We start from the raw sequence: 18515 nt of genomic DNA on the forward strand, positions 1-18515 counted from the left end.
ATCGTTATAATAAATAAATAAATTTATTTGCTGCGAGTCAGCCAGAGGTTTAAACCAAACAATGAGTAATACTAAAAAGAAAGGTTCAAGTGTTGAGCGCGTTTTGCAGATAGTAGAAGTGCTAGCCAGCTCGCAAAGACCAATGAGTGTCAGCGATTTAGCAGAAACATTAGAAGTGCCAGTGCCAAGTATGTATCGGCTATTGGATCAACTGCAGGGTCTTGGGTTTGTGCAGTTAGATTTGCCAGGAAAGGTCACTTGCGGTAAGCGCACTTATAAGCTTGCCATGAACTTATTGCAAAACAGTGATTTCAAAAATGAAAGATTGGCCATACTGAATGAACTGTCAGCGCAAATAGGGGAGACGGTGGGTATTTCGATTTTGCAAGACTTGGATGTGGTTTATATCGATCGCGTTATGTCGGATTGGCCGCTACAAATATTTCTACCTTCGGGCACGCATGTACCGGTTTGGGCCAGTGCCAGTGGTAAATTGTTGCTATCACAGCTAGCGGATGAGAAATGCGAGCGCATCGTTGAAAAAATGTCGATACATGCGCTAACGACCAAAACGCAGACCGATAAAAAACAACTGATGCAAACGATTACTACAACGCGTGAGACGGGAGTAGGAATAGATAATGAGGAGTTTATTCCAGGTATGGTCGCGTGTGCGGTCATGATTCCTAATGGCGATCAGCAAGCCTTTGCGACGGTGTTTACCCATGGGCCGACCGTGAGAAAAAGTCTAGAGGAACTACTCAGCTATGTGCCTCTTATGCAAGAAGCAGCAAATGAGCTATCGGTAATTTTTAATCAAAACTATGAATAGAGAAGTAGGCGCAAAGCAGGGTGATAAATTACTATGAGTGTTAGTTGATCTTATAGCAAACCCCAGTCAGAACATCATCACCTCAGTAAAAAAGGTTGGTAACGCTATATATAATATAGCGTTACCAACCTTTTTTACTGCAAATCATATTTTGTAAGTAACAAGATACTGTACCGTCCAATTTAGTATATCTATGATGTCAAAACCATTTGTATTTTTTACAAACTCGTTAAGATAAAGGTTTGACATAGGTATAGTGCATTATTTTCGGGTTTAGGTGATTGGGATACTGATCAACACGTTGATAGCCATTATTATCGTAGTACTGATAAGTGCATAAAGTGTCTGTATGTAGTGCATACATGGTTACGCTCTGTGCGACGAGATAAGTTTCAAATGCCTGAATCAATGTCGCTCCAATACGGTGGCGACGATAGTCTGGATCTACACAGAAGAACTGTAATTCGTTATCAAAATCGACTTTCTTTCGTTTCGCGCTAGCCGATTCTTTTTTCTGTAAATCACTTAATACCTGTTGTCCTTGATCAGACAGGCGCAGCTTGCTTTCTATCTGATCAATAATAGGCTTATCATCGAATAATAAAGCTTTATATGGATCTTGTTTAGTGACCCCTATCACCACACCGCAAATAATGTCACCATATTCTGCAACTTGTATAAAAGTAGCATGATGACAGTCTTTAGCTAGAAATAGGGTAGCCAGTTGCTTTAGAACCCGCTTATCTGTGGCAGTAGTAAATACACTCAAATTCATATTGACGACAAAAAGGTCGACAATGGCTGAAAAGTCTTCAGGCGTAGCACGACGATATTGTATTGTCATAAGTTGCTCTCTTTTATCATTAAAAGTACTGGCGTATGCTTCTTGACAAAGCATTCATACGGCAGCACCTTGACACTAACATCTGACTAATAGACATAGCCAGATGTTAGTATTTTTTACTTAATAGTTGTCCTATATTTACCACTCTATTTCACCTGTATTGACTTGACTGCTCAACTCTAAATCACTTCCTCCGGGCAAGGCTGGATAAGCTGCTTCCATGGTAGAAGTTACTTTTTCTGATTGCTTAGAATCTTGTCTTTTTGCCTCGCCCAGTGCTTGTTCAAAAGTTTTTAGATAATTGAGGGTAAAATCAACAGCGTAGTCTTTTTTGAGTAAGTTGCCTGAATAGTGACCTGGTATCACGACATTTGGCTTTAATTGCTTCATTTGTTCTAACGATTGCATCCAAGCGCTACGAGCTTCTTTAGTTTGGGTATCAGCAGTCCACACATGCATGCCTGATGTTACCGACACGCCGCCGAACACAGTTTTTGACTCTGGTACCCACATGTATGCTTGAGGGGTTCCGAACGCTTTGATTTCAATTTTGTGGCCTTCTAAAGTCAGTGCAGACTGATCAAGTGTTTGAGGTACTGTAATTTTGGTAGGTGCATGTTTACCAAGGATTGGGCTCCAATGCTCTAATTTTGCATCTTTAGTCGCCTCAATGTGTCCAACAATAGAAGGGCTAGAAACTACCTTAACATTGGGAAAAGCTTTGACTAAAGGCTGAAGACCGAAGTAGTAATCTGGATCGCCTGCCGTGATATAAATCATTTTTAGGTCTTTATTGCTTTTTTTGATCATATCAACCAATGCTTTACCGTCGCTAACACTGAACTGTGCATCGAACAAAATAGCGTCTGTATCACCACTCGCCAGTACAGAGGTCACTGGGAAAATAGCATTTTGATCTGGTTTGTATTCTTGTAGTTGTAGATCGGCTGCGTTTGTTTGGGTTGCAAGCAGTAGAATACTGGCCGCCATAGAAGCTGTCATTAATTTTTTCATAATACACCTGCATTTTTGTTTGAGTAAATAGACCGTATTAATGGCGGTATTCGTTGTTAGTGGCTATTCTATTCGATTGTATTTCGTTTAAATACGCTATAATCCAGTGTTTACTGTTTCAGTTTTCGAGCAAATAAGGATGGATAAATGGATAGGCTGACCGCGTTACAGGTGTTTGTTACTATCGTTGAACAAGGTAGCTTGAGCCGTGCTGCGGATAATTTAGATATGTCTAGAGCTAAGGTAACGCGCTATCTGACAGAGCTTGAGAGCTGGATGGATATACGCTTATTACATCGCACGACTAGAAGTCTGAGCCTGACTGCTCCTGGTGAGCAGACGCTTGAGGTGGCGTATCAGTTACTTGAATTGACCGATTCATTGGATCAGATACGCAATCAAAATACTTTGGAGTTAAAAGGTCAGTTGCGGATTACTGCTAGCCTTTCGCTGATTGATAGCCTTTTGATGGATGTGGTTGGTCGCTTTGTATCTCACTGGCCGCAGACAGCGATTGATATTCTTACCACTGATGACTCGGTTAATTTAGTTGATGCCCGTATTGACTTGGCGATTCGTATTACCAATGATTTGGAACCAAATGTCGTGGCTAGACGTATTGGGAAGTGTCAATCCATTGTGTGCGCCGCACCTAAATATCTAAAAAAGCGTGGAAAGCCTAAGGATGTACAGTCTCTTATTCATCATAACTGCCTATCGTTTGCGTATTTTGGACGGTCTGCATGGGTGTTTGATGGGCCAAATGGTCCAGAGTCTGTTCCTATCTCTGGCAATATCAGCGCCAATATCTCTGAAGTCTTGCTCTCTGCTACGTTGCGTGGACATGGGATTAGCTTACAACCATCTGGCGCAGTCAAGTCCTTGATTGCATCTGGACAACTTATTGAATTACTGCCTGAATGGAAACCCAAAACTTTGGGTGTTTATGTGGTTTATGCCAATCGAAAGCAGGTGACACCATTACAAAGAAGGTTTATTGATTTTCTCGCTGAAGAAATAAAGCATTCGCCTTACTGGTAGCAAGCAATGGATGAATATGGACTATTTATAAAACTCAATATTAGCAACATCACCTAAAAACGTTTAAATTAGCACTTAATTCCTTAGAACCCCTTATCCATACCTTATAAGGAGTTCTGTTGTGAGCTTGATTCTTCTAGTTCGTAGTTATACCCAACTAATATCGAATCATACAATCAAACTGTCTACCAGAAGCTGAATGCTAGTATCTAACGCACTAGTAGCGAATTTCTTATTTCTTAAACTATGATTACAAACCGCTTCAGTTTGTGTAGAAAAATCAGAATAGTGCTGAGTTACTGCCCAAATATGGAAAATTAAATGGATGGCAGAAACGGACTTAATCTTGTTATCTGCAATCCATTCGTCAATCACTGCCACCTTTTCTCGAACTAAGGATTTCAAAGGTCCTTTTAACACGGCCATCAAGTGAGGGGCGCCTTGCATGATTTCTAATGCGTATAGTCTTGACGCTGCAGGTGATTTTCTTGAAACTTTATATTTTTCTTCAATGTAGTTTATAAGGGCCTTTCTTGGATCTTGGTTGACATTCATCTCGTTTAAAGGGGATAGCCACTTACTAAGCACTCTTTCTAAAACGGCAACATACAGAACCTCTTTACTGTCGAAGTAGTAAAATATATTTGATTTAGATATATCAGCCTCTTCAGCGATTTTTTCCATTCGCGCCCCATTTAATCCCTCTTGGGAAAATACGATCAATGCAGCATTAATGATATGTTCTTTCTTTTTTAATATTTTTGAACTCGTCACGGTCTCTTCCTTTAGCACGTACTCTCTCACTATGTTGTCCCTCACTATAAAGTCATATAAACCTAATGTTAAATGACAGTTGATTCAATTTAAAAAACGATCAAAGCAACCAAGTACATAAGCCACTAATCACCCCAAGTAAACATGCCAACTATGTCGATAGCATTTAACACCTTATCGATTTATAAGTTCGCTGACGGTAGCGATATCGCGTCATCCAGTCTCAACAGCCTAATGTCATTCAAGCTCAGTAATCTAGTACCAGCCTAGTGTCAGTCAGCCTTCTTTTTATCACTCATTTAGAGCCATTCTCATCCAAATTGCCAACAAAATGCGCTTTTTAAGCATTTCTACATTTGTGCACCATTTTATAACACTCTGCACCATTTTATAACACCTTGCACCATTGTTCTGCATATTTTTAGACCATATGGTTTAAAAAATTGTGGGTATAAAAACACTAAGTATTTGATAAATAACAATAAATTACTATGGCATAAGTTTTGCTTTATAAAAAACATGAAATAATCTTTATTTCTTTTATCGCTCTTTTCTTCCTCAAACGTATAGGTGAAATTATGGAAATAGGTATTTTTTGTCCGATTGGCAACAATGGCTGGTTAATTTCAAAAAACGCGCCGCAGTACAAGCCAACATTTGAGCTTAATAAGCAAATTGTGCAACGTGCTGAGCACTATGGTTTTGATTTTGCGCTCTCGATGATTAAGCTACGCGGCTTTGGCGGGGAGACGGAGTTTTGGGATTATAACCTTGAAAGCTTTACTTTGATGGCAGGGTTGGCTGCGGTCACATCCAAAATAAAAATCTATGCCACATCGGCGACTTTAGTTATGCCGCCTGCAATTGTAGCAAGAATGGCGTCGACGCTTGACAGTATCTCAAACGGGCGTTTTGGATTGAATGTCGTGACTGGCTGGCAAGAAGCAGAATATGGACAAATGGGGATGTGGCCGGGCGACGATTATTTTGGTAAGCGCTATGACTACCTATCTGAATATGTCCAAATTTTAAGAGATCTGTGGGCGACAGGCCAATCTGATTTGAAAGGTGAATTCTTTCAAATGGATGACTGTCAAGTGAAGCCCATCCCAAAAGGGGATATGAAAATTATCTGTGCGGGCCAATCAGATACAGGCTTGGCATTCTCTGCACAATACGCTGACTATAACTTTGTCTTTGGTAAAGGTCTAAACACACCTACCGCTTATGCTGGTATCAATGACCGCTTAAAGGTACACACGGACAAGACGGGTCGTAATGTTCCGACCTATGTGCTCTTTATGCTCATTGCAGATGAGACCGATGAAAAAGCCCAAGCAAAATGGCAATCGTACAATGACGGTGCGGATTTCGAAGCCATTGATTGGTTGCAGTCACAAGGAGGTAAGGACAAAACCTCAGGCAAAGATACCAATGTTCGCCATATGGCCTCAAGCGTTTCACCAGTCAATATTAATATGGGAACGCTGGTTGGCTCCTTTGAAAATGTCGCCAGCATGTTAGACGAAGTTGGTGAGATACAAGGTACTGATGGCGTCTTACTTACTTTTGATGACTTCGTGCAAGGTGTTGAAGATTTTGGCAGTAAGATTCAGCCCCTTATGAAGAGCCGTATCAATGTCGATACACCAGTGGCCAGTCAAGCTGTCAGCGAAGCCTAATAAAAGGAGCGGATATGAATTCGGTTAATACAATTTGTGCAGACTTTACCAAGGAGTCCTCTCCTGTTTTAGAGTCGTTGCCTGAACCTATCAAGTTAGATCCCTCACAGACGGCGTTGATCGTAGTGGATATGCAAAACGCTTATGCCAGTAAAGGTGGTTATCTAGATTTGGCCGGGTTTGATGTCACAGCGACCAAACCCGTCATCGATAAAATAAAGCAAGCCGTGGATATTGCGCACCAAGCTGGCATACAAGTCATCTATTTTAGAAATGGCTGGGACGATAAATATGTGGAAGCTGGTGGTAGTGGGTCGCCTAATTATCACAAGTCAAATGCCTTAAAAACCATGCGTAAGAATCCTGAAATTGAAGGAACTTTATTAGCAAAAGGTGGCTGGGATTACGAGTTGGTCGACGAGCTTAGCCCTGCGCCTCAAGACATCGTTATAGATAAACCTCGTTATAGCGGCTTTGCGAACACCAATTTCGATAGCGTATTACGGTCACGTGGCATAAGAAATCTATTGCTCACTGGTATCGCGACAAACGTCTGTGTTGAATCTACGCTTAGAGATGGATTTTTTCTTGAGTATTTTGGGGTGTTATTAGATGACGCTTGTTATCAGGCAGGACCAGTAGAAGCTCATGAGGCCACACTATATAACGTAAAAACCTTTTTTGGTTGGGTCTCTGATGTTGCTAGCATGCAGCAGTGTTTTACAGATAGCTAATGTTTTGAATAGCCAGTTTTTAGCAACCTAAACCACGATTTTCATACTTAACCTAACCACACTAGGAATGTAGATATGTCTAAACAAGTGATTATCCCTGAAGGTACGAGCAAACCATTAGCCCCTTATGTACCAGCGACTAAGGCCGACAACATCGTTTATGTCTCCGGTACTTTGCCTTTCGATGAAAATAACGATGTCGTACACGTGGGTGATGCCGCTGCTCAAACTCGCCATGTGTTAACGACGATCAAAAACGTGATTCAAACCGCTGGCGGCGATATGGATGATGTGACGTTTAACTCAATCTTTGTAAAAGATTGGGCAGATTATGACGCCGTCAACCAAGTCTATGCAGAATTTTTTCCCAATGAAAAGCCAGCGAGATTTTGTATTCAATGCGGGTTGGTAAAACCAGACGCTTTGGTCGAAATCGCGTCCATAGCGCACATTGGATAAGAAAGCCTGTTTAAAAATAACTGCAGTTAGTGAATTTAAAGTTACCTGACATTGAACCTCCTAGCATTGGACTGTAATAGGGCGCTTTAGTTAACTACACATGTGGCGGAATATTGTTTAAAAGGAAATGACAGATGAATACAGTAATTAAAGAAAGCCAAGTAACGCAATCCTCATTAATGAAACATAAGTCTAAAGAATCATTCACCTCTACGGCAGGAAACTTAACCGACATGCAGCAATCTTTTAGAGATGCGATGAGTAATTTGGCTGCCGCCGTCAACATTATTACCACTGAGGGTCCAGCAGGGCGGGCAGGATTTACTGCCTCCGCTGTGTGTAGTGTCACTGACTCACCACCAACTCTATTGGTGTGTTTAAACAGAAGCGCTTCTGTCTACCACTTTTTTAAAGAAAACATGGTGCTATGCGTCAACACACTTGCTCTTGAACATAAAGATCTAAGCGGTGTGTTCGGGGGTAAAAAATCTCTGGAAGAAAGGTTTGAGCAAGGCAGTTGGTCTACGCTGTCGACAGGATCGCCTGTATTAGAAGACGCCAGTATTTCTTTTGATTGCAAAATCAAACTCATTAGCTCGGTGGGAACGCACGATATTCTTATTTGTGAAGTATTGGATATCAAACACAAGCCTGATTGTGACAGTCTCATCTATTTTAATCGAGACTACCATCAATTAAGTAAGTGCACGAACTAAGTATCATCCCTCTACTTTTTAAGGATATTTAAAATGGATAAATGGTTTGTTAAATGGCGTCCCTATACTGGAAACTTAGAAACGACGCCGGTAGGTATCAATGAGTATCTACCCATGGGTAAGAGCGTGGTGTTAGGCGCACAGCACTCATTCGCAATGTTCGGCGCGACAATCTTAGCTCCCTTACTGATGGGCTTTGATCCTAGCTTAACCATGCTGATTACTGGTATAGGCACGATACTTTTCTTTCTGATTACTGGCGGTCACGTACCAAGCTATTTAGGCTCTAGCTTTGCCTTTATCGGGGCGGTAGCAGCAGTAACAGGGTATAGCGGTACTGGTATCAATCCAAATATTGGCATTGCGCTTGGGGGCACACTGGTCTGCGGGGTCTTATACGCATTGATGGGTCTGCTGGTGATGAAGACAGGTGCAGGGTGGATTGAGAACTTGATGCCACCTGTGGTCACTGGGTCCATTGTGATGATTATCGGGTTGAACTTAGCACCTGTCACCATACAAAGCGTCATCGGCAGTAGCTTTGATTCTTGGATGGCGTTAGTCACCGTGTTGTGTATCTGTTCAGTCGCCGTATTCACCAAAGGTATGGTCAGACGCTTGTTATTATTAATAGGACTGGTCACTGCGTATTTTATTTATTTCCTATTAACGAATGTGATGGGTATGGGCAAGCCTATTGATTTTTCTCCAATTGCGAATGCCGCTTGGTTCGGTATGCCAACCCTTTACTCTCCTGTCTTTGAGACCAGTGCCATATTAGTGATTGCACCCGTCTTTATCATCTTAATCGCTGAAAACCTTGGTCATTTCAAAGCAGTAGAAGCCATGACTGGCAAAAGCATCTCGCCTTATATGGGTAGGGCGTTCTTCGCTGACGGCCTTTGTACCACGCTCTCAGCCTCGGTAGGTGGTACTGGTATGACGACCTATGCAGAAAACATAGGCGTTATGGCCGCGACCAAAATTTACTCTACAATCGTCTTTGTCATAGCAGGTGTTTTCGCCATTCTATTGGGCTTATCCCCTAAATTTGGCACCTTAATCAGTACTATTCCTGTGCCCATTTTGACAGGTGCTTCAATCGTTGTCTTTGGTTTAATCACGATCGCTGGTGCGCGTATTTGGATGAATGCAAAAATTGATTTCAGCAAGAATGGCAACATGTTGGTAGCCGCCGTTCCAGTCATCTTAGGCACTGGCAACTATTCACTAAACATTGCTGGCTTTGATTTAGGTGGTATCGGTACCGCTACTTTCTTAGCCATTCTTATGAACCTCGTTTTCAATTTTAAAAACAAACACAAAGAAGTGAGCGTGACCACTGAGAGAGAAGTCGCTACATCAGAACCGCTCTTAAAACTCAATCCATAAATTTAAACCCTATTCGATATTACTTTAAGGAATCGTGTCATGAATACAGAACCACGCAGCGTACAACAATTGATAAACGGCGAATTTACTGAATCGACTACCACAGAATGGATTGATATCACCAATCCAGCCACTCAAGAAGTTATCGCCAAGGTACCACAGTCAACACCTGGGGAAATCGAGCAAGCTATCAAAACAGCATCTGAGGCCTTTCAGAGTTGGCGCGTCACACCAATCAGTAAACGAGCCCGTGTTTTTCTAAAGTATCAACAACTGATACGTGAAAATATGGATGAGCTGGCGGCGCTATTGACTGAAGAACAAGGTAAGACTTTGGCGGATGCTAGAGGAGATGTATTTAGAGGTCTTGAAGTTGTAGAACACGCCTCAGGTATCGGCAACTTACAACAAGGTGGCTACATTGAAAATGTCGCCAGTAGTGTCGATATGTATACCGTTCAGCAGCCAATAGGTGTCTGTGCAGGTATTACCCCCTTTAACTTTCCTGCCATGATTCCCCTATGGATGTTTCCAATGGCCATCGCTACAGGCAACACGTTCATCCTAAAACCTTCTGAACAAAACCCAATCGTTACCATGAGATTGGTCGAGTTGGCGCTTGAAGCAGGTATACCAAAAGGGGTATTGAATGTGGTTCATGGTGGTAAAGACACGGTGGATGCACTGTGCGATCACCCAGATATAAAAGCGATATCTTTTGTGGGTTCAACAGCGGTGGGCAAGCATGTGTATGATCGTGCCGGTCAGGCTGGCAAACGTGTGCAATGTATGATGGGTGCGAAAAACCATGCCGTTATCATGCCTGATGCCAATAAAGAACAAAGTCTGAATCAATTAGCAGGTGCAGCATTTGGTGCAGCAGGTCAGCGATGCATGGCACTGTCTGTTGTCGTATTAGTTGGCGAATCTAAACAGTGGGTTGATGAAATTGTAGAAAAGTCAGCACAGCTAGTAGTGTCTGCTGGCAAGGATGATAAAGATTTAGGTCCGCTAATATCTAAGCAAGCCAAAGCCCGTGTCGAGCGCTTAATCCAAGCGGGTATCGATGAAGGGGCGCATCTAAAACTAGATGGCCGTGGTTGTCAGGTAGCAGGTTATGAAGAGGGTAACTTTGTTGGTCCAACCATCTTAGATCATGTAACCACTGATATGAGCTGCTATACCGAAGAGATCTTTGGTCCTGTCCTATGCATTATGTATGCCGACACGCTTGAGGAAGCCATTGAGATTATCAATACCAATCCAAATGGTAATGGCACTGCCATTTTTACCCAGTCTGGCGCCCATGCACACAAGTTCCAACAAGATATCGATGTTGGACAGGTCGGTATTAATTTACCAATTCCAGTACCGCTACCGATGTTTTCGTTTACAGGGTCTAGAGCCAGTAAGCTCGGTGACTTAGGTCCTTATGGTAAGCAAGCGGTGCAGTTTTATACGCAGACTAAAACCGTGATATCACGCTGGTTTGATGAAGATGCTAGTGAAGGCGTAAATACCACTATCTCTATGAAGTAGCTATACGGCCGTATCAAACGTAGGACGTTATGTAGAGCGTGTGATTAATTGACAACAGGCTCTACATAACAACATACAAAAGCAAATATAAATGCAAATGGTGGATTTTATGAATATCAATACAATACCAGAAATCATTGAAGATATTAAAGCAGGCAAGATGGTCATAATCATGGATGATGAGGATCGGGAAAATGAAGGTGACCTGATTATGGCAGCCAGTTTGGCCAAACCTGATGATATTAATTTTATGATTACACATGCCAGAGGTTTGGTTTGTTTGACCTTGACCTCCGAGCGTTGCAAAAAATTAAAACTACCTCTCATGTGCAAAGACAACCAAGCACCTTATAGTACAAATTTCACTGTTTCCATTGATGCAGCAAAAGGCGTAAGTACAGGAATATCAACGGCAGACAGAGCTCAGACCATTAGAACTGCCGTGTCTCAAGACGTTACCTTTGATGACGTCGTAACCCCAGGTCATATTTTTCCATTAGTGGCTAAAGAAGGTGGTGTTCTAGAACGCGCTGGTCACACGGAGGCAGGTTGTGACCTAACGAGACTGGCTGGCTTGGAGCCTGCTGCGGTTATCGTAGAGATTATCAACCAAGATGGTGAAATGGCTCGTAGAAATGATCTGATGAAATTCGCCGATACTCATAACCTAAAGGTCGGCACCATAGACGCGTTAATTAAATATATTAAATCTCAAGAGGCTGTTGAAAATAAAAGTAAAAATGAAAGCGAAGTCGAAAATTTCGAAGAAACTGTAGCGTATGAATATGATGAAAGCGATGAGCGTACCGTTGAATTGATTTAGTCAGTTTAATTTAACCTGATTTTATAAGCTATTAGATACTTTTACCGCAATTTGAAATTTACTAAAATTGGATGAAACCTTATGTTAGTTAAAAAATATCCTTGTAAGAACGACACGACAGAAACGATCGTATTTAGTTCAGGTTTAGGCGGGCATGCTGATTTTTGGTTACCTCAAATTGAGAGTTTTACCGAGTATTACAATGTGATTTGCTATGAACAAGAGGGGGTATCGCCTGATAGTGATCTCTTACCCGATGATTATTCTATGCAAGATTTAGCAGAACAATTAATTGAAATTTTAAAACAAGAAGGGCTTTCTAACTGTCATTTTGTCGGTCACGCACTTGGCGGGTTTATTGGTATGGAAGTCGCTTATAAAGCACCAGAGTTGTTAGATAAACTGGTCATCTTAAATGGTTGGGAAAGCCTAGATCCTCACACTATCAAATGTTTTAGCATGCGACAAAGCTTGATAGAAAATACAGGTATAGAAGCATTTGTACGCGCCCAAGCGATATTTTTGTACCCGCCTATATGGATATCAGACAATATAGAAGCACTCACGCAAAAAGAAGATAAAGCAATTGCTAACTTTGCTCCCGTTAAGAACGTCTTAACGAGATTAAAAGCCTTACAGTCTTATCAGCCTCTGATAAATGCTAAGCATATCAAAAATAAAACGTTGGTTTTAAGCAATCTTGATGATGTGTTGGTGCCATGGCAACGTGGTATGGCTTTAGCCGATAACATGCAAAACGCCCAGTTTGAGTTAATGTTGACGGGTGGACATGCCAGTACAATTACAGAGACCTGCTCAACCAATAGCAAAATTCTTCAATTCTTATCCAAAATCTAATATCAATTAGGACGTACTATGACTGATTCCCTATCGTTATCCTTAGAAGGTCTTGATCAGCTGTTTGGTAAGGCCAGATCCTTCAACGCTTGGCAAAAAAAAGACGTACCAGATACACTACTTGAAGAGATCTATCATTTAGTTAAAATGGCGCCTACCTCGGCCAATTGTTCACCTGCGCGGTTTGTATTTCTCAGATCTGATGACGCTAAAGCGCGCTTAGAGCCAGCACTGTCATCAGGTAATATCGAAAAAACAATGACTGCACCTATCACAGTGATTGTCGCTCATGATAATGAATTTTATGAGCAACTTCCCAAATTATTTCCACATACGGATGCCAGATCATGGTTTAACTCTAGCCCTGAACTCATAAAAGAAACGGCATTTAGAAACAGTTCTATGCAAGCGGCTTATCTGATTTTGGCTTGTAGAGCCTTGGGTTTAGACACGGGCCCTATGTCTGGATTTAATAATGAATTGGTAGATGACACCTTTCTTAAAGACAGTAAATGGACCTCAAACCTACTTATTAATATAGGTTATGGCGAACCCGATCAATTATACAGCCGTCTGCCAAGATTGGACTTTGATGAAGCTTGTCAGATTCTATAAGAAACAAGTTATTCATTCACTGAACTGTCTTGTTTTAGGAGTAGTAGACTGAATTGATGACACGTGGATGAGTGACACGGAGATGGTGGCCACCATATATAATAAAGCTATCGATTTATTCTTAAGAGATTCAGAATTTAAGAGAATAGAGATATAAGCCTTGTCTAACTGATAAGGACTTTTTTATAGTTGACATGTTAACAGCCAACTGCTATATTTGTGTGATAATGTCGATTAGTACGTAGATACTCAACAACTTTAAAGCCTTACATTAATTTGTAGGGCTTTTTTATGCTTGATAGATTTAGTCACAATCAGCACATGCCAATGAGAACCAGTTAGCAGATGACGACTGCAACATACGATAAATTATCAATGATTATCTGACTTGGATTATCTGACTTGCATGTGATGATGACATAAGTTGATAGCACCTTATTTAGCCCACGTTAGAAATAGCGTGGGCTTTTTGCATCTTAGGGGTTGGCCATGTTTTCTACCTTGGTTACCAGCCTTTCCTATTTCAAGGTAGAAACTATGAGAGTAGAAATTCATGACTTATCCAATCAATGTTAGTTTTTATGACGATGAATTAGTCGTCATCAACCACAACGGTGAGCCATATGTGCCAATTAAACCTATTGTAGAAAACATGGAGTTAGACTGGAAAGATCAAGATAGAAAGGTTAAAGTACGGTTTGAATCAACTGTCACCATTTTGACCACAGTTGCAGAAGACGGTAAATCACGTGAAATGATCTGCCTGCCATTACGGAAACTGTTCGGTTGGCTTATGACTATTAGCCCAAACAAAGTTAAGAGTGAGATTAAAGATAAGATTATACGCTATCAAAATGAGTGTGATGACGTGCTTTGGCAGCATTGGACTGGCAGACACCAAAGAATACAAGACGAGCTTAATAATGCATTTGTACAAGAAAGTATTTCAGAGGCTAAAGGCTCATTCTATGGCAAAGGGCTAAACAGTCGAAAGCAGGAGAAACAGACCAATCAGCGAACCATACTTTACTTACAAACATTGATACAGCCTGAATTAACAAACTTTAAGACCGCCACTAAGGCGGTTTTTTAATACCTAGAATTTGCCCGTTACGTGAATCTCCGCAATGGCCTATTTTACATCTACGATTTAGCAGGGATGCTATGTGCGAATTAACCAACCAACATCTTTATGATCCCTGCCTTTAAATCCGTAAATTTACCCTGCATAAGTAAAATATTTATTCGCTTATTTGTATCAGTACCAGTAAAATGCGAGACTGTTTTCTACACGAGTTTATGAGTAACCAATGATACGTTTAACTGAAATTAAATTGCCATTAAATCATGCACCTGAAGATCTAACGACTGCTATAACGACAAAACTTAAAATTTCTGCTGAGCAAATGGCGTCATTTTTGATGTTTAAACGTGGTTATGATGCTCGTAATAAAAGAAATATCCAATTAATCTATACGCTAGATATCACACTGACCGACTCGGGTTTAACACATGATTTACTGGTTCAATTTGAGTCAGACAACCATGTTAAGGCAACACCAGACACCAGTTACAAATATGTAGGCCAAGCGCCAGAGGATTTAACTGAGCGTCCTGTTGTTATTGGTTTTGGACCTTGTGGTTTATTAGCAGCACTTACCCTGGCTCAAATGGGTTTCAAACCTATTATCATTGAACGTGGTAATGAAGTCAGACAACGAACCAAAGACACCTTTGGTTTTTGGCGTCAGCGTAAATTAAACACAGAATCTAACGTACAGTTCGGTGAAGGCGGAGCGGGTACTTTTTCTGACGGCAAACTATATAGCCAAGTGAAAGATCCCAATCATTATGGCCGTAAAGTCATGACCGAGTTTGTTAAAGCCGGCGCACCAGATGAGATTTTATTTGTTAGTAAGCCGCACATAGGTACTTATAAGTTAGTCACCATGGTAGAAAAAATGCGTGCTGAGATCATAGCACTCGGTGGGGAAGTCCGTTTTGCGACTCGCGTAGACGACTTGCACATCACTGACTCAAAAGTAACAGGCGTGACCCTTAATACTGGCGAAACCTTAAAAACCAGCCATGTTGTTCTGGCTGTTGGTCATAGCGCCCGAGACACTTTTGAGATGATCCATGATAAAGGCGTGTATGTTGAAGCAAAACCTTTCTCGATTGGCTTTAGGATTGAACATAAACAGTCAACCATAGACCAAGCACGCTTTGGTGACAATGCTGGGAACGAAATACTTGGCGCTGCGGATTACAAACTGGTTCATCATTGCAAAAATGGTCGTTCTGTTTATAGCTTCTGCATGTGTCCAGGTGGAACCGTGGTTGCCGCCGCATCAGAAGAAGGCCGTGTGGTCACTAACGGTATGAGCCAATATTCAAGGAACGAGCGTAACGCCAACAGTGCTATCGTGGTAGGCATTGACCCAGAGCGAGATTACCCAAACCACCCACTTGCCGGTATCGACTTACAAAGACAACTAGAAACCTTAGCGTTTGAATTAGGCGGCAAAGACTACAGTGCACCAGCGCAAACCATTGGTGATTTCTTAAAAGGTAAACCAGACTCAGAATTAGGCGATGTAAAACCGTCTTACACACCGGGCATTACCTTAACCGACTTAAGCAAAGCACTGCCAGACTTTGCCGTAGACGCCATACGTGAAGCCATTCCAGCGTTTAATAAAAAAATCAAAGGATTTTCATCTGATGACGGTTTACTAACGGGTGTAGAAACCAGAACATCGTCACCAATCAGCATTAAGCGCAATAAAGAGTTCCAAAGCATTAACACTAAAGGACTATTCCCGGCTGGCGAAGGCGCTGGGTACGCAGGTGGCATATTATCCGCAGGGATTGATGGCATTAAAGTGGCCGAAGCTGTGGCAAAATCGATATTGAACATAGAGTGAGAGCGGCTCTAAACGGTAAGAAAATCCTAATATTAAAACGCTTAACTAGATAAAAACATGCGAGCGAAAAAGCCTTTCAAGCTATGAAATATAAAGCTTGAAAGGCTTTTTTGTGTTTTGAGAATGATGAATTGCTTTTGTATTTTTAATGGACTTTAAGGTTCTAAGCGCTTGAAAATCAAAAGCTTTGGCTCTCAATATATTTTGTAAAAATATGAATTTTATTGACTATAATAATTTAAATAATGGAAAATATTAAATTAAAATCAACTAAAACCCTGATTTTCACATAGCCGCTGTATTCTCGTCTTAATGTGTCAGTTTTCCCTTTTTTAATAATTGTCCGGCCATTTTTATGAATACCTGTGCAGCAGGAGAGGCTTGGCGTTTACTGTGGAGTGCTAAACCAATCGTTCGTTTGTATTGCGGCGCTAGTTGTCGAACCACATAGCCATCCGTTGGTAACGCTTGAGGGAGTGCTAATTCAGCAACGAGGGCAACGCCTTCACCTTTTGAAACCAAGGTAATTGTCGTCATCAGTTGTGTTGTCCTGTAGCGAATATCAGGGATCAGATCCTCGGCTGCAAATAGCTTGGAAATAAGTTGCGCTGAACCTGCTTCGGTCAGAATAAAAGGAACCTGACATAAATCTTGAAGTACAATTTTATCTTTATTTGCCAATGAATGTGTTTTGGGAATAAGGGCAACCATTTGATCTTCAATCAATGCAAAAGTATCAAAATTCTCATCTGGAAGCACTACAAAGCCAACATCAACACGTCGCTCTTGTAACCATTGCACGACCTGTTGGTCATTTCCTTCATCAACACGCACCTCGATATTGGGAAATTGCTTACGGTAACTATCTAGGATCTCAGGAAGTAAGCGCAAAGAAGAAGTGGGACCGAAAGAACCAATACGCAGGCTACCCAGTTGCAATCCCTTAATGTCAGCAGCTTCTTGGCGTATGGTCTCAGACAACCCCAGTATTTCTCGAGCGCGGGGTAGTAATCGAGTGCCAGCGACAGTCAATTCTGCCTGTGACTTATTACGCTCAATAAGGCTAACTCCTAAATCTTCTTCGAGTTTTTTCAATGCGTGCGAAACAGCTGACTGACTAATACCTAATTGTTGGGCTGCCAAGGTAAATCCGCACAGCTCTGCAACGACCACAAATATTTCAAGTTGGCTAAACGTCATGATCTTTTGCTCATTTTACTATGACTTAACATTAGTGAAATACTATAGCACATATCAGGTTAACTCTTATATTGAGCGACATCATGCAACCAATTAGCAATACCTCTAACGACTTGGCTTTACCCTCTATCTGGCCAATCTATTTCAAACTTATCTTAGTCGCCTTACTGTGGGGCGGGACTTTTATCGCAGGGCGTTTACTGACGGAATCGCTTTCACCTTTAATGTCAGCGATAGGCCGCTTTGGTCTGGCAGTATTTATACTCATTTTACTCACTATAAAATTAGAAGGTAGGCTACCAAAGCTATCGCTCAGGCAGGTCGCGATCACTTTCACGCTCGGTCTTACTGGGATATTTACCTATAATCTGTTCTTTTTTACGGCGCTCTCTGAAATGCCAGCCTCTCGTACCGCTCTATTTGTTGCATTTAATCCTATCGCGACGGCGGTACTGGTTTCCCTTTTATATCGAGAAAAAATTTCATTGCAGATGTTGCTTGGGGTCTCTTTGGCGGTATTGGGCACACTAACCGTGATCAGTAATGGTCATCTACTTACCGTGATTCAAGACAGTGGTCAGGCTTTTGGCCGTGGTGAATTGTCAATGCTCTGCGCGGTAATCAGTTGGGCTATCTATACCGTCGTGGGACGGAAAGCGTTGCTTGGTTTATCACCTTTAGTGTCAACGACTTATGCCGCTATTTGGGGGTTGCTATTGCTATTAATGGTATGGTTGTTCAATCCAAACATGCAGGTGCTACCTGAGTTAAACTGGAAGATCGGTGCCGCTATTGGCTATTTGGCGGTATTTGGCACCGTTATTCCTTTTATTTGGTATTACCAAGGAATCAAAACGATTGGCGCGGCGCAAACGTCGGTTTTTACTAACTTTGTTCCGTTATTTGGTGTGTTGCTCGGCGCTTTGCTACTCAATGAGCAGATCTCCTCTTCGATGTTACTCGGTGGCGCGCTGGTGATAACTGGAGTAGTTTTGACAAATCGGCGTTAAGAAAGTGGTGAATACCCGCATATTGAAATGATAAATATCAAGCGGTGTCGATAAT

General features: G+C 41.5%; 17 protein-coding genes and 1 pseudogene. 14 read left to right on the forward strand and 4 right to left on the reverse strand.

Translation table 11 applies throughout. From position 1 onward, the window contains the following. The first annotated feature begins 61 nt into the window (after nucleotides 1-61). Nucleotides 62-832: an IclR family transcriptional regulator gene (locus I6E83_RS13590; protein ID WP_197102638.1), complete on the forward strand. Its 771-nt coding sequence runs from the start codon at nucleotides 62-64 to the stop codon at nucleotides 830-832. Nucleotides 833-1061: 229 nt separating this feature from the next. On the opposite strand, the gene I6E83_RS13595 is transcribed toward I6E83_RS13590, so the two are convergent. Further along, complete coding sequence (locus tag I6E83_RS13595) at nucleotides 1062-1676, reverse strand: GNAT family N-acetyltransferase (RefSeq protein WP_197102640.1); 615 nt, start codon at nucleotides 1674-1676, stop codon at nucleotides 1062-1064. A 138-nt stretch (nucleotides 1677-1814) separates the two neighbouring features. Further along, complete coding sequence (locus tag I6E83_RS13600; RefSeq protein ID WP_227680956.1) at nucleotides 1815-2690, reverse strand: MBL fold metallo-hydrolase; 876 nt, start codon at nucleotides 2688-2690, stop codon at nucleotides 1815-1817. Between the two features lie 147 nt (nucleotides 2691-2837). On the opposite strand from I6E83_RS13600, the gene I6E83_RS13605 reads away from it, so the two are divergent. Beyond that, on the forward strand, nucleotides 2838-3731 hold the full coding sequence (locus tag I6E83_RS13605; RefSeq protein WP_197102642.1) for a LysR family transcriptional regulator: 894 nt from the start codon (nucleotides 2838-2840) through the stop codon (nucleotides 3729-3731). 168 nt (nucleotides 3732-3899) lie between these two features. Here the strand turns inward: I6E83_RS13605 and I6E83_RS13610 are convergent, their stop codons facing one another. Further along, on the reverse strand, nucleotides 3900-4505 hold the full coding sequence (locus I6E83_RS13610; protein ID WP_320158395.1) for a TetR family transcriptional regulator C-terminal domain-containing protein: 606 nt from the start codon (nucleotides 4503-4505) through the stop codon (nucleotides 3900-3902). 578 nt (nucleotides 4506-5083) lie between these two features. On the opposite strand from I6E83_RS13610, the gene rutA reads away from it, so the two are divergent. From rutA to I6E83_RS13665, 11 genes and pseudogenes are all read left to right on the forward strand, one after another. Next, nucleotides 5084-6187, forward strand: coding sequence for a pyrimidine utilization protein A (rutA, locus tag I6E83_RS13615; RefSeq protein WP_197102653.1), 1104 nt, complete (start codon nucleotides 5084-5086; stop codon nucleotides 6185-6187). A 14-nt stretch (nucleotides 6188-6201) separates the two neighbouring features. Then, nucleotides 6202-6921, forward strand: a complete 720-nt coding sequence (gene rutB / locus I6E83_RS13620; RefSeq protein WP_197102655.1) for a pyrimidine utilization protein B — start codon at nucleotides 6202-6204, stop codon at nucleotides 6919-6921. Nucleotides 6922-6996: 75 nt separating this feature from the next. Next, nucleotides 6997-7380, forward strand: a complete 384-nt coding sequence (rutC, locus tag I6E83_RS13625; RefSeq protein WP_110923384.1) for a pyrimidine utilization protein C — start codon at nucleotides 6997-6999, stop codon at nucleotides 7378-7380. Between the two features lie 179 nt (nucleotides 7381-7559). Next, nucleotides 7560-8096: an NADH-dependent FMN reductase RutF gene (rutF, locus tag I6E83_RS13630; RefSeq protein ID WP_227680962.1), complete on the forward strand. Its 537-nt coding sequence runs from the start codon at nucleotides 7560-7562 to the stop codon at nucleotides 8094-8096. Between the two features lie 33 nt (nucleotides 8097-8129). After that, a complete protein-coding gene (locus I6E83_RS13635; protein WP_197102657.1) occupies nucleotides 8130-9488 on the forward strand; it encodes a solute carrier family 23 protein in 1359 nt (452 codons plus the stop codon). 39 nt (nucleotides 9489-9527) lie between these two features. Further along, nucleotides 9528-11027: a CoA-acylating methylmalonate-semialdehyde dehydrogenase gene (locus tag I6E83_RS13640; RefSeq protein WP_197102659.1), complete on the forward strand. Its 1500-nt coding sequence runs from the start codon at nucleotides 9528-9530 to the stop codon at nucleotides 11025-11027. 109 nt (nucleotides 11028-11136) lie between these two features. Next, a pseudogene (gene ribB, locus I6E83_RS13645) lies at nucleotides 11137-11820 on the forward strand (3,4-dihydroxy-2-butanone-4-phosphate synthase); the annotation flags it as partial. Between the two features lie 111 nt (nucleotides 11821-11931). Next, entirely contained in the window at nucleotides 11932-12708 is a 777-nt protein-coding gene (gene rutD, locus I6E83_RS13650; RefSeq protein ID WP_197102663.1) for a pyrimidine utilization protein D, read from the forward strand. Nucleotides 12709-12726: 18 nt separating this feature from the next. Continuing rightward, nucleotides 12727-13323, forward strand: a complete 597-nt coding sequence (locus tag I6E83_RS13655; protein WP_197102665.1) for a malonic semialdehyde reductase — start codon at nucleotides 12727-12729, stop codon at nucleotides 13321-13323. 553 nt (nucleotides 13324-13876) lie between these two features. After that, the gene (locus tag I6E83_RS13660; protein WP_197102667.1) at nucleotides 13877-14416 is read left to right on the forward strand and encodes a phage antirepressor N-terminal domain-containing protein; all 540 of its coding nucleotides are present in this window, start codon (nucleotides 13877-13879) and stop codon (nucleotides 14414-14416) included. A 217-nt stretch (nucleotides 14417-14633) separates the two neighbouring features. After that, on the forward strand, nucleotides 14634-16250 hold the full coding sequence (locus I6E83_RS13665) for an NAD(P)/FAD-dependent oxidoreductase (RefSeq protein WP_197102669.1): 1617 nt from the start codon (nucleotides 14634-14636) through the stop codon (nucleotides 16248-16250). Nucleotides 16251-16559: 309 nt separating this feature from the next. Here the strand turns inward: I6E83_RS13665 and I6E83_RS13670 are convergent, their stop codons facing one another. After that, nucleotides 16560-17450, reverse strand: a complete 891-nt coding sequence (locus tag I6E83_RS13670) for a LysR family transcriptional regulator (protein WP_197102671.1) — start codon at nucleotides 17448-17450, stop codon at nucleotides 16560-16562. A gap of 83 nt (nucleotides 17451-17533) precedes the next feature. Here I6E83_RS13670 and I6E83_RS13675 point away from each other — a divergent pair, with 83 nt between their 5' ends. Next, nucleotides 17534-18460, forward strand: coding sequence for a DMT family transporter (locus I6E83_RS13675; RefSeq protein ID WP_197102673.1), 927 nt, complete (start codon nucleotides 17534-17536; stop codon nucleotides 18458-18460). Nucleotides 18461-18515 lie beyond the last annotated feature (55 nt).

It is taken from the genome of Psychrobacter sp. SZ93C1, assembly GCF_015864635.1.
Lineage (GTDB): Bacteria > Pseudomonadota > Gammaproteobacteria > Pseudomonadales > Moraxellaceae > Psychrobacter > Psychrobacter fozii.

Excerpts from the sequence above, each read along its gene's own strand:
- I6E83_RS13605 (WP_197102642.1), top strand. The coding sequence starts at position 2,838 with ATGGATAGGCTGACCGCGTTACAGGTGTTTGTTACTATCGTTGAACAA.
- rutD (WP_197102663.1), top strand. The coding sequence starts at position 11,932 with ATGTTAGTTAAAAAATATCCTTGTAAGAACGACACGACAGAAACGATC.
- I6E83_RS13635 (WP_197102657.1), top strand. The coding sequence starts at position 8,130 with ATGGATAAATGGTTTGTTAAATGGCGTCCCTATACTGGAAACTTAGAA.
- rutB (WP_197102655.1), top strand. The coding sequence starts at position 6,202 with ATGAATTCGGTTAATACAATTTGTGCAGACTTTACCAAGGAGTCCTCT.
- rutF (WP_227680962.1), top strand. The coding sequence starts at position 7,560 with ATGAAACATAAGTCTAAAGAATCATTCACCTCTACGGCAGGAAACTTA.
- rutA (WP_197102653.1), top strand. The coding sequence starts at position 5,084 with ATGGAAATAGGTATTTTTTGTCCGATTGGCAACAATGGCTGGTTAATT.
- I6E83_RS13640 (WP_197102659.1), top strand. The coding sequence starts at position 9,528 with ATGAATACAGAACCACGCAGCGTACAACAATTGATAAACGGCGAATTT.
- I6E83_RS13655 (WP_197102665.1), top strand. The coding sequence starts at position 12,727 with ATGACTGATTCCCTATCGTTATCCTTAGAAGGTCTTGATCAGCTGTTT.
- I6E83_RS13590 (WP_197102638.1), top strand. The coding sequence starts at position 62 with ATGAGTAATACTAAAAAGAAAGGTTCAAGTGTTGAGCGCGTTTTGCAG.
- I6E83_RS13665 (WP_197102669.1), top strand. The coding sequence starts at position 14,634 with ATGATACGTTTAACTGAAATTAAATTGCCATTAAATCATGCACCTGAA.
- I6E83_RS13675 (WP_197102673.1), top strand. The coding sequence starts at position 17,534 with ATGCAACCAATTAGCAATACCTCTAACGACTTGGCTTTACCCTCTATC.
- I6E83_RS13600 (WP_227680956.1), bottom strand. The coding sequence starts at position 2,690 with ATGAAAAAATTAATGACAGCTTCTATGGCGGCCAGTATTCTACTGCTT.
- I6E83_RS13595 (WP_197102640.1), bottom strand. The coding sequence starts at position 1,676 with ATGACAATACAATATCGTCGTGCTACGCCTGAAGACTTTTCAGCCATT.
- I6E83_RS13660 (WP_197102667.1), top strand. The coding sequence starts at position 13,877 with ATGACTTATCCAATCAATGTTAGTTTTTATGACGATGAATTAGTCGTC.
- I6E83_RS13670 (WP_197102671.1), bottom strand. The coding sequence starts at position 17,450 with ATGACGTTTAGCCAACTTGAAATATTTGTGGTCGTTGCAGAGCTGTGC.
- rutC (WP_110923384.1), top strand. The coding sequence starts at position 6,997 with ATGTCTAAACAAGTGATTATCCCTGAAGGTACGAGCAAACCATTAGCC.